The organism is Sphingorhabdus sp. (assembly GCF_044374345.1).
GTDB lineage: Bacteria > Pseudomonadota > Alphaproteobacteria > Sphingomonadales > Sphingomonadaceae > Sphingorhabdus_B.
In genome coordinates, this window is sequence record NZ_JBILOS010000049.1 from 1 (window position 1) to 14801 (window position 14801).

General features: G+C 58.3%; 11 protein-coding genes and 1 tRNA gene. 5 read left to right on the forward strand and 7 right to left on the reverse strand.

Features of this window, described 5'->3' with window-relative positions; genetic code table 11:
• From ACIQ5B_RS06530 to ACIQ5B_RS06540, 3 genes are all read right to left on the reverse strand, one after another.
• On the reverse strand, positions 1–1334 hold a 1334-nt coding region (locus tag ACIQ5B_RS06530; RefSeq protein ID WP_397598312.1), incomplete at its 3' end, for an NAD(P)-dependent oxidoreductase.
• Positions 1335–1497: 163 nt separating this feature from the next.
• On the reverse strand, positions 1498–2298 hold the full coding sequence (locus ACIQ5B_RS06535) for an undecaprenyl-diphosphate phosphatase (protein ID WP_397598313.1): 801 nt from the start codon (positions 2296–2298) through the stop codon (positions 1498–1500).
• Positions 2295–3212 carry a complex I NDUFA9 subunit family protein gene (locus ACIQ5B_RS06540; RefSeq protein WP_397598314.1) on the reverse strand — a complete coding sequence of 306 codons (918 nt, stop codon included), beginning with the start codon at positions 3210–3212 and terminating at the stop codon, positions 2295–2297. The genes ACIQ5B_RS06535 and ACIQ5B_RS06540 overlap by 4 nt, the downstream gene beginning before the upstream one ends.
• A 206-nt stretch (positions 3213–3418) precedes the next feature.
• Here ACIQ5B_RS06540 and ACIQ5B_RS06545 point away from each other — a divergent pair, with 206 nt between their 5' ends.
• Genes ACIQ5B_RS06545 through ACIQ5B_RS06560 form a run of 4 tightly spaced genes read left to right on the forward strand, consistent with a single transcriptional unit; the run spans position 3419 to position 10721 of the window.
• Positions 3419–5659, forward strand: coding sequence for an autotransporter assembly complex family protein (locus ACIQ5B_RS06545; RefSeq protein WP_397598315.1), 2241 nt, complete (start codon positions 3419–3421; stop codon positions 5657–5659).
• On the forward strand, positions 5659–9819 hold the full coding sequence (locus ACIQ5B_RS06550; protein ID WP_397598316.1) for a translocation/assembly module TamB domain-containing protein: 4161 nt from the start codon (positions 5659–5661) through the stop codon (positions 9817–9819). Before ACIQ5B_RS06545 ends, ACIQ5B_RS06550 begins: the two co-directional genes overlap by 1 nt.
• Complete coding sequence (locus ACIQ5B_RS06555) at positions 9819–9989, forward strand: hypothetical protein (RefSeq protein WP_397598317.1); 171 nt, start codon at positions 9819–9821, stop codon at positions 9987–9989. Before ACIQ5B_RS06550 ends, ACIQ5B_RS06555 begins: the two co-directional genes overlap by 1 nt.
• 60 nt (positions 9990–10049) lie before the next feature.
• Entirely contained in the window at positions 10050–10721 is a 672-nt protein-coding gene (locus tag ACIQ5B_RS06560; RefSeq protein ID WP_183939356.1) for a glutathione S-transferase family protein, read from the forward strand.
• 50 nt (positions 10722–10771) lie between these two features.
• Here the strand turns inward: ACIQ5B_RS06560 and ACIQ5B_RS06565 are convergent, their stop codons facing one another.
• Positions 10772–11197 carry a sugar transporter gene (locus tag ACIQ5B_RS06565; RefSeq protein WP_397598318.1) on the reverse strand — a complete coding sequence of 142 codons (426 nt, stop codon included), beginning with the start codon at positions 11195–11197 and terminating at the stop codon, positions 10772–10774.
• 334 nt (positions 11198–11531) lie between these two features.
• Between ACIQ5B_RS06565 and ACIQ5B_RS06570 the strand changes: the two genes are divergently transcribed.
• Entirely contained in the window at positions 11532–13040 is a 1509-nt protein-coding gene (locus ACIQ5B_RS06570) for a YifB family Mg chelatase-like AAA ATPase (RefSeq protein ID WP_397598320.1), read from the forward strand.
• A 61-nt stretch (positions 13041–13101) separates the two neighbouring features.
• On the opposite strand, the gene ACIQ5B_RS06575 is transcribed toward ACIQ5B_RS06570, so the two are convergent.
• From ACIQ5B_RS06575 to ACIQ5B_RS06585, 3 genes are all read right to left on the reverse strand, one after another.
• Positions 13102–13187 (reverse strand) — tRNA-Leu (locus ACIQ5B_RS06575).
• A gap of 57 nt (positions 13188–13244) precedes the next feature.
• A complete protein-coding gene (locus ACIQ5B_RS06580) occupies positions 13245–13523 on the reverse strand; it encodes an integration host factor subunit beta (RefSeq protein WP_395635472.1) in 279 nt (92 codons plus the stop codon).
• Positions 13524–13727: 204 nt separating this feature from the next.
• Positions 13728–14801 (reverse strand): S1 RNA-binding domain-containing protein (locus ACIQ5B_RS06585; RefSeq protein WP_397598319.1); only part of this gene is annotated, 1074 nt, incomplete at its 5' end.

The following is a 14801-nucleotide window of genomic DNA, read 5'->3' on the forward strand; positions in this document are numbered from 1 at the left end:
ACGATGTCGCCAATGGCGAACACACCGTCGAGGTTGGTCATCTGCGTATTATGGTCGACGCGAATGGTGCCCCAGCGCGTGACGTTGAGGTCAGCCGCGCCGAACAATACAGGCAGGTCTTCGGCTTCAAAACCAAGCGCGGTAATCACAAGGTCGGCATCTAGCGTAAAGTCACCTTGCGGATCATTTTCTGGCGCGCGGCGACCCGATGCGTCGGGGGCACCAAGGCGCATTTTCGAAACCTGAACACGCTCGACTTGGCCATTGCCTTCAAAGCCCTTGGGACCGGACAGCCACACAAATTCGACGCCTTCTTCTTCTGCATTGGCAACTTCCCGCTGCGAACCGGGCATATTTTCGCGGTCGCGGCGGTAGAGGCATTTGACCGACTTGGCGCCTTGGCGGATCGCGGTGCGAACGCAATCCATCGCGGTGTCGCCGCCGCCAATGACGACAACATTCTTGCCCTCGGCATTCAGCGCGCCGCTTTCGAACGCGGGCACAGCATCGCCAAAGCCCTTGCGGTTCGACGCGGTCAAATAATCCAATGCCGCCACCACGCCATTAAGATCGCCGCCCGGCAACGACACTGCACGCGCCTTGTACACGCCGGTCGCAATCAACACGGCGTCATGCTTGGCGCGCAATGCGTCGAGCGTGGCGTCACGGCCAACTTCGAAATTGGGATGGAAATGGATTCCTGCATCCTCAAGCCGCTTCACGCGGCGCATGACGACGTCTTTCTCCAGCTTAAATCCGGGAATGCCATATGTCAGCAGGCCGCCCATGCGATCGTAGCGGTCGTAGACATGCACGTCATATCCCGCGACGCGCAGATATTCTGCGGTGGTCAGGCCACCCGGGCCGCCGCCAATGATGCCAACCGATTGCCCGCGCGACGGTCCGACCGCAACGGGTTCGACCCAGCCCTGTTCCCAAGCGGTGTCGGTGATATATTTTTCGACAGAGCCAATGGTCACGGCGTCGTGGCCGGAAAATTCAATGACGCAATTGCCCTCGCACAAGCGATCTTGCGGGCAGATGCGGCCGCAAATTTCGGGCATTGTGCTGGTCAGATTGGACAGCTCATACGCCTCACGCAAGCGCCCTTCGGCGGTCAGGCGCAGCCAATCCGGAATATGGTTGTGCAACGGGCAATGCACCGAACAATATGGCACGCCGCATTGCGAGCAACGCGATGCCTGATCCGCAGCGTCGTCGGACGCATAACGCTCGGCGATTTCGGCAAAATCTTCTGCACGAAGCTGCGCAGCCCGCTTTTCAGGGTAGGCCTGCGGTTTCGAGATAAATTTTAGCATCGGGTCTTTGGCCACAGCGCACACTCCTTGAATATGCGCCGCGCCTACCGCGGCAAACGGCGGATGTCACCTATAAAACCGAATAATAGGACAGTTTCACTGTCATATGATGTATATTTGGGGCCTAAATGAGGGTCTCGCGCAATATTATTTCACATATTTATGACCGTTTCGGCCCTTACCGCATGGCCAGCCACAGCAAAGCCGCTGAACCCACAATGATTCGGTAATAGGCAAATGGAGCAAAGCCATATCGGCCCACCAGCGCCACAAACGCTTTCACCACGATCACGGCAACCACAAATGCGGCGGTGAAGCCAATGGCAATCATGTCCAGATCATCGGCGCTCAGAAGTGCGCGATCTTTCCATAGCGCGTAGACGGTCGCGGCCATCATCGTTGGGACGGCAAGGAAAAAGGAAAATTCGGCCGCCGTTTTGCGTTCGACACCCATCATCAGCCCGCCCATAATCGTCGCGCCTGACCGGCTCACCCCGGGCAGCATCGCGGTGCACTGAACAAGGCCGATGGATAAGGCTGTGCCGAACGGTATGTCCTCAACCGAATGGAAGCGGACATTTTTCACGATCCGTTCAAGCGCCAATATGATGATGCCGCCGACGATCAGCGCGATGGCGACGATTTCTGGCGTTTGCATGGCGGCGCGAATGGCGTCGTACGCGACAATGCCGATGATCAGCGCTGGCACAAAGCCGAGCAGAATGTTGCGCGTGAACGCGATTGGACCGGGCTGTGCTTTCAACAACCCCATACCGACGGCCCAAAAACGCTGCCAATATACCAGCAGCACCGCCAATATTGCGCCCAGCTGGATGGCAATTTTGAACGCGATCGAACTATTGTCGGTAAATCCAACCAGTTCACCGGCAAGTATAAGATGTCCGGTGGACGATACGGGCAGAAACTCCGTAAGCCCCTCGATAATACCGAGGAGCACGGCGATCAGCCAATCGCTCACTGACCGCCTCCAAAGCGACCATGCCGGCGATAGATGTTCAACCAGTCAGCGCCAATTGTATCAAGCGGCGTCGGCACGATGCCATAGGCCGCCAGCCCGTCGGTGCCGGTCACGACATTGTCCTTGCCCAGCATCTTATACTGATCTTCCGTGATCGGCGCGCCCGGCAACCAACCCGTGCCCTTTGCGAGCAGCTTTGCCGCGATGTCGGGGACTTCCACAAACAGGGGATCACGGCCAATGGCTTTGGCGATCCAGCGGTTCAGCTCCATCATCGAAAATATTTGGGGGCCACCCAGCTCAAGCGTGCTGCCGTCCTGATGGACCACGGCCTTTGCGACCGCCTTGGCGACATCGCCCACAAATACCGGCTGGAACTTGGTGCCTGCCCCAATGACGGGAACGACAGCAAGCGCGCGGATCATTCCGGCAAAGCGGTTGATGAACTGGTCTTCGCGGCCAAAGACGATGGATGGGCGAAGGATGACGGCCGACGGGAATGCCGCGCGCACGGCGGCTTCTCCGCCTGCCTTGCTTTGCCCATATTCCGCTTCGCTGTGTGCATCGGCGCCAATGGCCGACACATGCACGAGCGCTTTGACACCGGCGGAGGCTGCAGCCTGCGCGACGATGCCTGCGCCGATATTTTGCACAGCGTCCATATTGTCGAAACTGCCGACAAGATTGATAACCGCATCCGCATCTTTCACGGCGCGTGCCACGCTATCCGGCTTGCGCACATCAGCCGCCATCAATTGAACCTGGCCAACATTGCCGAGCGGCTTGATATGATTGGCGCCGCCGACGTTGCGGCAGGCCACACGAATACGTGCGCCTTGGTTCAACAGCGCCTGCGCCACATAGCGGCCCAGAAAACCGCTGCCGCCAAAAATCGTTACCAACTTGCCTTGCATAAATGCTCCATCATGCAGCGTGTGAATTGGTTGGCGCTTTGCACCACCACCCGAAAGCTTTCAAGGCCGACCTGCGCCCGCCTGCAGATAATTGGTTCGCCCCGTGCCTTATCATTGGCATCCTATTCTCTTCACGGTAACGGATATTGATGTGTCTGGATGGAACCTTGTGCATAAGGGGACGTTGGGCGCGAAGGGATGTCTGTTTGATCCGATTAACTGCCTTTTTGTATCTTGGTTGTACGGCCGCACCTTTGCTCGCGCAAAATCCGGCTGCCGGTGCCGTTGTGCCCGTGCAGGCGCCATCAACCGCGCCTTTGAAAGTTTTGAGCCCCGCACCTGCTGATCCGCAAACGCCAATCATTGGCGAGGAGGAATTCGACGCCGCCATCCCGTCACTGGACGACGCGCCGTTGGAGAGCATCGACGCGTGGCAGGCCGAACAAGAGGCAAAGGAAGAAGGCGGCACGGCCCCGCAGCAGGCCGCACAAGCCGCTGCCGATCCCGCTATCGCAGCCGTGCAGGATGGCGATGCCGTGGAAATCCTGCCCGATACACCCGTCATAGACCCGTTGCTGGACGATCCGCTTCTACCCATTGATAGCTTTGATGCGGAACCAAGTCCTGAACCAACGCAGGCTGCCGAACGTGAGGCGCGGGCGTTGCGTTATGTACTGCGCATCGATGGGTTGGATGCCACAAAGACAACCGATATTGCCAAAGACGCCGACGGGGTCGCTGTGGAAGCCGCTATTTGGCGTGATGTGCGCGCAAGATTTGATAGCCTGTCGGTGCTCAACGATGGTGATGGTTCGGCGGAAAACCGCGCAGAAATCAGCCAACGTGCACGCGCCGACCGTCAGTTGCTATTGGACATTCTAAACGGGCAAGGCTTTTTCGACGCTGATGTGCGTGTCGTGGTTCAGCCATCTGTTGTGGAAGGCCAGCCCTTGAACGTCATCCTGACGGTTGTGCCCGGACGGCGTTACTATCTCGGGCAGATCGCTTTTGCCGCGCCTGCCGTTCAGCCCGCGGATCTTATCAGCCGCAGCTTTGTTCCCAAAGGCGGCGATCCGATTGTCGCGGACATCATCTTGGCGGCCGAAGCGAATATTACGGTCGAGTTGCCCCAAAATGGCTATCCTTTTGCAAAGGTTGGCGAGCGGGATATATTGCTGGATAGCGACAGGGGCATTGGCGACTACAGCTTGCCCGTGGAAACGGGCGCACGCAGCTATTTCGGGCAATTGCGGACCGAAGGCAGCACGGCTTTTGACGCCGACCATGTCTCGATATTGCGGCGGTTTAAGACCGGCGACCTGTATGACAGCCGGAAAGTTGACGATTTGCGCGCGGCGCTCATCGCCACGGGCTTGCTGTCGACGGTATCTGTTGAACCTGTCCCGGGTGAGGGCAGCGCGCCAGATGGAACGCCTTATGCTGACTTGCTTGTGCGGCAGGAAGCGGCACCGCCGCGCACCATTGCGGGCAGCGCAGGCTATGGCACAGGGCAGGGCTTGCGTGCCGATGTAAGCTGGACACATCGCAACCTGTTTTCCCCGGAAGGATCGCTGACCGCAGCGGGCGTGGTGGGCACAAAAGAACAAGCTGCGAGCATATCCGTCGCGCGGGCGAATGCCGGACGGCGCGACCGCAATATCGACATATCGCTGACCGCTTTGCACAGCAATTACGACGCTTTTGAAGCCTATACCGGGCGTCTGGCTGGAACGATGTCGTTCGTATCGACGCCCATCTGGCAAAAGAAATTTACATGGTCGATTGGCGCTGAAATATTGGCGACATCAGAAGACCAGTTCGATTTCGCGCGCGGGCTTCGCGACCGGCAGATCTTTTATGTCGCGGCGCTTCCCGGGCAAGTCGGCTTTGACCGGTCGGACAATCTATTGGACCCGACCAAAGGGTATCGCGTCAATGTGCGCGTGTCGCCAGAGACATCGCTTGGGACGGGAAAGCAGATTTATGCGCGGGCCATTCTTGATGCGTCTTATTATCATCCGGTGAAAGACAATATCGTTGTGGCCGCGCGCGCGCGGGTGGGGACGATATCCGGCATCGCACGCGATAACCTTGCCCCTTCGCGGCGCTTTTATGGCGGCGGCGGCGGATCGGTTCGGGGCTTTGGCTATCAACAGCTTGGCCCGAAAGATCCGAATAATGATCCGGTGGGTGGCCGGAGCATGAATGAATTTTCGCTGGAAGGCCGCACTCGTTTTGGCAATTATGGCGTGGTCGGCTTTGTCGATGCGGGCCAAGCATATGAATCGAGCATTCCAAAGTTCAATGACTGGCGGTTTGGCGTCGGGGTTGGCGGGCGCTTTTACACCAATTTCGGCCCCATCCGTCTGGACATCGCAACGCCTGTGAACCGGCGACTGGGTGAATCGCGTGTCAGCGTCTATGTGTCGATTGGACAGGCGTTTTGATGATGTGGCGGCGCATAGCCATTGGGGCCGGGGCGGTCATGGCATTGCTGTTGCTGGTGATCGCCGGTGGCTATGTGTGGCTGGATACCCAATCGGGACGGAATTTTGTCGCGCGGCAGATTGCTGCGTACGAAATGGAAAATGGCCTCAACATCCGGATCGGGAAAATTGAGGGTTCGATTTACAGCGATACCATCCTGCGCGATGTCCAGTTTCGCGATCCCAAGGGCGGCTTTGCCCGTGCGCCGGAAATCCGGCTCGATTGGAACCCGCTGTCTTATTTCTCCAGCGGCGTAAACATCACCTCGCTGCGCGCGCCAACGCTCAACGTCGCACGGATGCCGGCATTCCGCATGGTGCCCGACCGGGGTGACCCTTTGCTGCCTGATTTGGATATCAATATCGGTCAGCTGCAAATTGACCGCATTGTCTTTGCAAAAGGCATCACGGGCGAGGAACAAGTCGCCTCGCTGTCGGGCAAGGTCCAGATTGCCGATCGCCGCGCAATCGTCACCGCGACGGCGGGCAGCCTTCGGGGTGACCGCATCGTCCTGAAACTGGATGCCGTGCCGGAGGACAATCGTTTCGATGTCGACCTGAACCTCGACGCACCGGCCAAGGGCGTTGTGGCCGGGCTGATGGGACGTGACGTGCCCATGACGATGACCCTCGCTGGCCGTGGCAGCTGGCGCAAATGGGACGGCGCTTTGTCTGCGCAAATGGATACGGAAAAAGTTGCGGACATTGCCCTGACCGCGCGCGAAGGCACCTTCACTGCAAAGGGCACCGCCGCGCCTGCCAAGTTCATGGCGAACAGCCTGTTGATGCGCGCATTATCGCCCGTGGCGAACATCGACATGGCGGCAAGCTTTGCCGAACGAACTGCGAAAATCAGCGGGACATTGCGCTCGGCCGCGATGGAGATGCGCGCAGATGGCATTGCCGACTTGGGCGAAGCGCGTTTCCGCGACCTTGCCTTGGACATTCGTTTGCTTCGGCCCGGCATCATCGGTTCAAACGTCAGCGGGACAAATGTCCGCGGCAAGGCATTATTGAACGGTGCATTTGCCCAGCCCACCGTCGCCTATTTCGCGACCGCCAGGCGTTTGGCATTCGGCCTTACGACCTTTGAGGATGTGACGCTGAGTGGTGAGGCGCAAGGCGCGGCCGACCGCTTCCTGATTCCCGTTACCGCCCGTGCGCAGCGCGTCAGCGGTATCAACCAAATTGCCGGTGGCTTGCTGACCAACGTGCGCCTGAACGGTGATTTGGCGATCGCGAAGGGGCGTTTGCTTTCGGATAATCTGAAGATCAGGTCAGACCGCATCAACGCCACGGCCTTGCTGGTCGGCGATGTTAACAAGGGTTTTTACACGACCGCGTTGGACGGGAAAGTCGACGGCTTCCAAGTGAACTCGGTCGGGCTGTTTAACGTGGTCGCCGACGTTGATATCGAAACTACATTTGGCAAAGGCTATGCGCTGGTCGGCACATTGAAGGCACGTTCGACGCGATTGTTCAGTGCGGGTGCGCAAAAGTTTCTGGGCGGGCAGATGTTTGTCGATGCCGGCATTCGTTACGGCAGCAACGGCATATTGCAGATTACCCGTGCGACCGTCGTTTCGCCGTTGTTCCGGCTGAACAGCGGCACGGGAACGTACGTTGCCCAAGGTGGCCGCGTAACATTTAACGGGCTTGGCTATTCGAACCAATATGGGCCCGTGGCTGTCGCGATGACCGGGACTTTTGACGATCCGGTATATCGCATCACCGCGACCAATCCGGGTTTTGGCGTTGGATTATCCAATGTGGTCGGTGTCGTCACGCAAAGCCAGCGGGGTTACGCGCTCGCACTGACGGGCATGACCGATTATGGTCCGATCAGCGGCGATGCCGATGTGCTTTCGGGCGATGGCCCCCTCACGATCGACATCATGCGGGGCAATTTTGCGGGCATCGGTATTACCGGTCGTATCCAGCAAGCCGCGGCGGGCCCCTTTGTCGGCACGCTAACCGGCGCAGGTGCTGGGTTCGACGGTACAATTGACCTTTCGGCGCAAGGCGGTTTCCAACGCGCCGTCGTGGATGCGGTGGCGTTGAATGCGGAACTCGCCGGCGCGCAAAAACTCGCGATTGGCCGCGGCATCATCAAAGCCGATATGATCCTGTATGACAGTCCGCAGATTGTCGCGGATGTTCAGATAGAAAATGCCATTTTGAACGACATCGCGATTGCCGCCGCCCGGGCAAAGATCAACTATCGCGATGGGACAGGGACGGGGCAGATATTGGCGGAGGGCCGAAGCGAAGTGCCATTCCGCGTCGCCGCCAATGCAGATTTCACCCCGCAGCTTTGGCGCATCGCTGCCAAGGGCCGGGCGAACAGCGTCGATTTCGCAACCGCTGGTCCCATCCGCATCATTCCGCGCCGTGGCAGCTATGACATTTTGCCGAGCACCATCAAACTGGCGCAAGGTTCGGTTCGGTTGGCCGGAAGCTATGGCGATACGATGTCATTCCAATCACGGTTGGACAAGGTCGACATCGCCGCATTGAATCCTCTCTTTCCCGTTCCTGGCCTGAGCGGAACAGTCACCGGAAGCATCGATTGGGCGCAAGCATCCTTGGCTGCGTTTCCGCGCGCGGATGCACGGTTGGAAATCAGCAGCTTCGTTCGCGCAAATCTGGGGTCGCGTTCGCAACCTGTCGATATCAGTCTGGTCGCGCGATTGTTGCCCGATGGCGGCAATGCGCGCGCGATTATCCGGCGGCGTGGTGCGGCTGTGGGGCGTGTCCAGATTGACCTGACGCCGCTACCGCCCGGTACCGCCAGTTGGACCGAACGATTGCTTGCCGCGCCCTTGTCGGGTGGCGTGCGCTATAATGGTCCCGCAGATACGCTGTTTTCGCTGGCGGCTTTGGCGGATCAGAGCCTGTCCGGAAATATCGGCGTTGCGGCGGATTTTTCGGGCCGCGTTCAAACACCGCAACTGACCGGCGTTGTCCGCGCCAATGATCTGATGTACGAAAATGATGCTTATGGCACGCGGCTGACCAATTTGCGCATCCGCGGTCTGTTTACCAACGACCAGTTGGACGTGACCGAGCTGAACGCAAAGGCGGGCGACGGGACGATCAGTGGCAAGGGTATTGTCAATCTTAGCTCGGCCAAAGGCTTCCCGGTTCAGCTGAACCTTGATCTCGACCGTGCACGTGTTGCCCGAAGCGAGCTGATCTCGACAACGGCAACTGGACAAATCACCGTTACCAATGCGCCGGATGGTTCTGCACTGATCCGCGGTAAGTTGCGCCTGCCCGAAACGCGGTTCAAAATCATCCGACAGGGCGCGGCGAAGGTTGCAACGCTCACAGGTGTCCGCCGCAAACAGTCAATTCGCCGTCCGCGTGTGTCGGGTGATGCCGATGCGATCGCAAGCCTGCCCAGCAACTGGAAACTCGACATCGCGCTCGAAGCGCCCGGCAACTTATATGTCACCGGCATGGGCCTTGAATCCGAATGGGGCGCAAAATTGCGGATAACGGGCACCAGCGCTGCACCGCTGATTTCGGGCGATATGGAATTGGTACGCGGCACATTGGGCTTTGCCGGACGGTCGTTCGAACTGGAAAGCGGGCGGATATCCTTCAACGGCGGCCCTGCAGCCAACCCGTCGATTCGCGTCGCCGCCGCCAGTGACGTCGACGGCACAACGGTGCGCGTGAACATCAGGGGCACGGGCCAAAATCCGGACATCAGCTTCAGCTCGACCCCGGCATTGCCGCAGGACGAGATTATGGCGCGGATATTGTTTGGCAATTCGATCGGCGAACTGTCTGCAATTCAGGCGGTGCAATTGGCAGAATCGCTGAACAATTTGCGTGGCGGGCCGGGCGGGCTTAATCCGCTTGGCGTGCTGCAGTCGGCAACGGGACTGGACCGGCTGCGCATATTGGGCGCGGATGACATCACGGGGCGCGGTATGGCGGTGGCTTTTGGCCAATATATTACCAATGATGTCTATGTCGAAATCGTCACCGACGCGCGGGGATATACAGCAACGCAGCTGGAAATCAGCCTGACGCCCGCGCTTTCGATTTTAAGCCAGATCGGCAGCGGCGGAACGTCCAACGTCAATGTGCGGTATAAAAAGGATTATTGATGCGTCTTGCTTCCCTCATTCTGTTGCTCACGCTGGCCGGATGTCAGAAGGATTTTGACAGCCAATATGCCGAAACCGAACGCAAGGTGAAGGCGGCCGAGGCCAAGATTGAAGCGGAAATGGCGAAGGAAGCCAAACGGGAACCCGGCGAAGTTTCCAAATCCAACTAATCTATGCGCTTTTGTGGCGCACCCCTTCACATTTTGGTTAACCGGTCCTAACAGATACCTATGTGGCATCTCCATCAATATCCGCTGTGTCCGTTTTCGCGTAAGGTACGACTCCTTTTGGGCGAAAAGGGTGTGCCGTACAGCCTTGTGCGCGAAAATCCGTGGGAACAGCGCGACGAATTTCTGCACATGAACCCCGCCGGACGCACGCCGGTGATGCGCGACCCGGAACGCAATATCACATTGGTCGATTCGGTCGCGATCTCCGAATATATTGATGAAACCGTTGCGACTAATCCGATGATCACGGGCACGGCGCAATATCGCGCCGAAACACGCCGGCTGGTCGCGTGGTTTGACGAACAATTTTATGGCGATGTAACGCAGCCGCTTCTGCACGAACGGATGAAAAAGCGTCTGATCGACCGGCAACCGCCCGAGTCCAAAATATTGCGTGAAGCCATGAAGCTGGCCAACGGGCATCTCGATTATATCGATTACCTGATTGATCACCGGGCATGGCTGTCCGGCGCGGTTATGAGCATGGCGGACCTCGCCGCAGCCGCACAAATTTCGGTGGCTGATTATCTCGGCGGAATTGACTGGACGGGGCATGAGCAGACCAAGGCTTGGTATGCGATGTTCAAGTCGCGCCCAAGCTTCCGCCCATTATTGTCCGAACGGATGGAAGTCATCACCCCGCCCAAACATTATGAGCAGGTGGATTTTTAGGCTTCTGCCAACGCGACCAATCGCGCCATCGCCTCCCGTTTCGGAAAAATTTAGGCCAGCCACCCCTTGCGTTGCCAGTGCCGTGACAGTTGCCACTGCACCACCGCCATCACGATGATGAACATCGGGAAGGCGAGCATGGCGATGTCGGTTTGCGCGCCACTGGCGATCACGAAGGGGTAGCTGAATTGGATGATGATCGCGATCAGGCTGAATGAAAAGGCAAGCGGTGCCCAAAATTTGCGCATCAGCAGGCCGATGGCGCCAAGTGTTCCGACGCCAACGCCAATGGCATAAGCCGCCCACGCCCAGCCCGGCATCGATAGCCATAAATCACGCTGCACTTGTGGCAGCGTGGCGATGTCAGCGGCTGACATCGTCCACTGGCTGACAAAGGCGCCGACGCCGATGAGGTTCCAGAGCAGAAAGAGGATGCTGACCCAAGTCAGCCAGCGAGGTGTGGTCATTGCGTTCATATAAGTGCTCCAGTTGCGCGCTGACGGGCAGTGCAAAGAAGGGGGTGGCGACTCGCGATAATGTGAAAAGCATAACAATTGGTTGGTATCTATCAATCCACCCATGAAAGTCGCGAGGCGTAACCGCACATGGCTAAAAAGATGCGCGACTGATCCCGGTTTCGGCTCGGAAATGATATGCCAACGCTTCGTATACGAACCGGCAGCGGTTGCCCTGCGCAGGATTTTTCGCGCATCGGATGCTTGTCGACTGCTGGACCGGTCGACCGGACCTCCGCTGCAGCTTCATCCCAGTGCGGCGGGGGTCCATAGTTGAGTCATGCGGGGTAACAATATGGTGTCGATAGTCTCGACGGTTGCCTATCTCGGGCTCGAAGCGCGCAGTGTCGAGGTACAATGTCAAATAGCACCCGGCGTGGTGAGCTTCGCGGTCGTGGGATTGCCGGACAAGGCCGTTGCCGAAAGCCGCGAACGCGTGCGGGCCGCGATTTCCGCACTTGGACTTGCGCTGCCCCCCAAACGGATCACGATCAACCTGTCGCCTGCGGACTTGCCCAAGGAAGGGTCGCATTATGACTTGCCCATCGCGCTCGCCTTGTTGGGTGCGATGGGGTTGGTCGATGCAGAGACGCTGGCCCAATATGTCGTGGTGGGGGAGCTTGGGCTGGATGGCCGCGTTGCGGGATCACCCGGAGTGCTGTTGGCGGCCCTGCACGCATCGTCACGCGGCATGGGGTTAATATGTCCGGCGGTGCAGGGGTCCGAAGCGGCGTGGGCGGGCGAGATTGAAGTGATCGCCGCGCCGGATTTGCTTGGGCTGCTGAATCATTTGAAGGGCCAATCGCTGCTGCGCAGCCCCGAACCCGGAATCGCCGAACCGCGCAAAGCTGGCCCCGACATGAAAATGGTCAAGGGGCAGGAAACCGCCAAGCGCGCGCTTGAGATCGCGGCGGCGGGTGGCCACAATCTGTGCATGGTGGGGCCGCCGGGCGCGGGCAAGTCGCTTTTGGCGTCGTGCATGCCGGGTATATTGCCCGAACTGACGCCCGCTGAAGCGTTAGAAGTGTCGATGATCGCATCGGTGGCCGGTACGTTGGAGGGCGGGCGGTTGATGCGCACACGGCCATTCCGCGCGCCGCACCACAGCGCTTCTATGCCGGCGCTGGTCGGTGGCGGCCTGCGCATTCGGCCGGGCGAAGTGAGCCTTGCGCATCTGGGCGTGCTGTTTCTGGATGAGCTGCCCGAATTTCAGCGCGCTGTGCTCGATAGCTTGCGGCAACCGCTTGAAACCCGCGAAGTCAGCATTGCGCGCGCAAACAGTCATGTAACATTCCCCGCCAATGTGCAGCTGGTTGCCGCCATGAACCCGTGCCGGTGCGGGCATTTGGGCGATGCTGCTTTGGCCTGTAGCCGCGCACCGCGCTGCGCCGCAGATTATCAGGCAAAGATATCAGGACCGTTGCTGGATCGCATCGATCTGCATGTGGAAGTGCAGGCGGTGAGTGCGGCGGACCTTGTCCTGCCGCCGCCTAGCGAAGGATCGGCCGAGGTTGCGGCGCGCGTTGATGCCGCGCGCCATGTGCAAAGCGCGCGTCTGGCGGGGACTGGCCTGCGCACCAATGCGGATTTGGACGGTGATGCGCTCGCCGCCTTTGCCAGCCCTGATGCCGCTGGTCAGAAATTGCTGGCGCAAGCGGCAGAAGCAATGCGTCTATCCGCGCGCGGTTACACGCGCATCTTGCGGGTCGCCCGAACGATTGCCGATCTTGCAGGGTCGAGCGATGTTGGCCGCATCCATATCGCAGAGGCGCTGAGCTATCGTAGGCAAGCGCCGCGCAACTAAGGTCAGGTTATGCAGGGTGGCAGATATTTTGAGCGCACACGCCGCGCGTTAAGAAAAAAGGTGGTGCGGATGGCGGGACTCGAACCCGCACGCCCAAAAGGACAACAGATTTTAAGTCTGTAGCGTCTACCATTCCGCCACATCCGCATGACATTGCGCAGACAGCATTACGTCCGCACGGTCAAGGGGCTTTGCAGCCCAAGCTTATTTGTTAAGCCGCTCCCGCACTTCCTTGCCGGGTTTGAAATAAGGTACGCGCTTGGAAGGAACATCAACCGCGGCGCCGGTGCGCGGGTTGCGGCCCTTACGCGGGCTGCGGTCGCGCGTTGAAAAGGCGCCAAAGCCACGCAGTTCCACACGTCCGCCGTCGGCGAGACGTTGGATGATCTGGTCGAAAAACAGATCCAAAATCTTTTCGACCTCTTCTGTTTTCAACTCGGGATTTTCAGCTTCCAGCTTTTTGATCAATTCTGAACGGATCATTTTATTTCCTTCACATCGGGCTCACTGAAGTTGCAAGGCAGCTTCTCAAGCGTCTGACGTTCGTAATGGTTCCGAAATGCCAGAAATTTACCGATATTACAACGGCGTTACCGATGTTGGTTTTGGAGAGCATAAAAAAACCCGCCCTTCGTGAAAAGGGCGGGCTTTTGTTCCGATAAATCGGGGTTGTGAATTAGCCGAAGCTTATTTCTTCACGCCCTTAAGCGCTTCACCCAAGATGTCGCCAAGCGATGCGCCGGAATCCGACGAACCATATTGCTCAACAGCTTGCTTCTCTTCAGCGAGCTGAAGCGCCTTGACGGAGAAGTTTGGCTTCTTCGAACGGTCGAAGCCAGTGATCATTGCGTCGAACTTCTGACCAACCTGGAAACGGTCTGGACGTTGCTCGTCACGGTCACGGCCAAGGTCGGCACGCTTGATGAAGCCAGTTGCGCCATCTTCACCGGCCTGCACTTCAAGTCCGCCATCGCGTACTTCAAGAACAGTAACAGTGGTGGTCGCACCCTTCTTCAGGCCGCTTGCCGAAGCAGCGCCGGCTGCCGATGGGGCACCCTTTTCAAGCTGCTTGATGCCAAGCGAAATGCGCTCTTTCTCTGCATCGATGTCGAGGACGATTGCCTTGACGGTTTCGCCCTTGCGGTGAAGATGCAATGCTTCTTCGCCGGTGATGCCCCATGCGATGTCGGACATGTGGACCATGCCGTCAACGTCGCCGTCGAGACCAATGAACAGACCGAATTCGGTCGCGTTCTTGACTTCGCCTTCAACGGTCGAACCAACTGGGAACTTGTCAGCAAACGATGCCCATGGATTGTCGTGCGCTTGCTTGAGACCAAGCGAAATGCGGCGCTTTTCCATGTCGATGTCGAGAACGACAACGTCGACTTCTTGGCTTGTTGAAACGATCTTGCCAGGGTGCACGTTCTTCTTTGTCCATGACATTTCCGAAACGTGGACCAAGCCTTCGATACCGGCTTCGAGTTCGATGAACGCACCATATTCGGTGATGTTCGTGACTGCACCCTTGAGCTTTGTGCCCACTGGATATTTTGCAACCGCTGCATCCCAAGGATCGCTTTCCAACTGCTTCATGCCAAGGCTGATGCGCTGTGTATCCTTGTTGATACGAACGATCTGAACCTTAACGGTGTCACCAATGTTGATGATTTCGCTTGGGTGATTGATGCGCTTGTAGCTGATGTCGGTGACGTGCAGCAGGCCATCGATGCCGCCCAAGTCAACGAATGCACCATAATC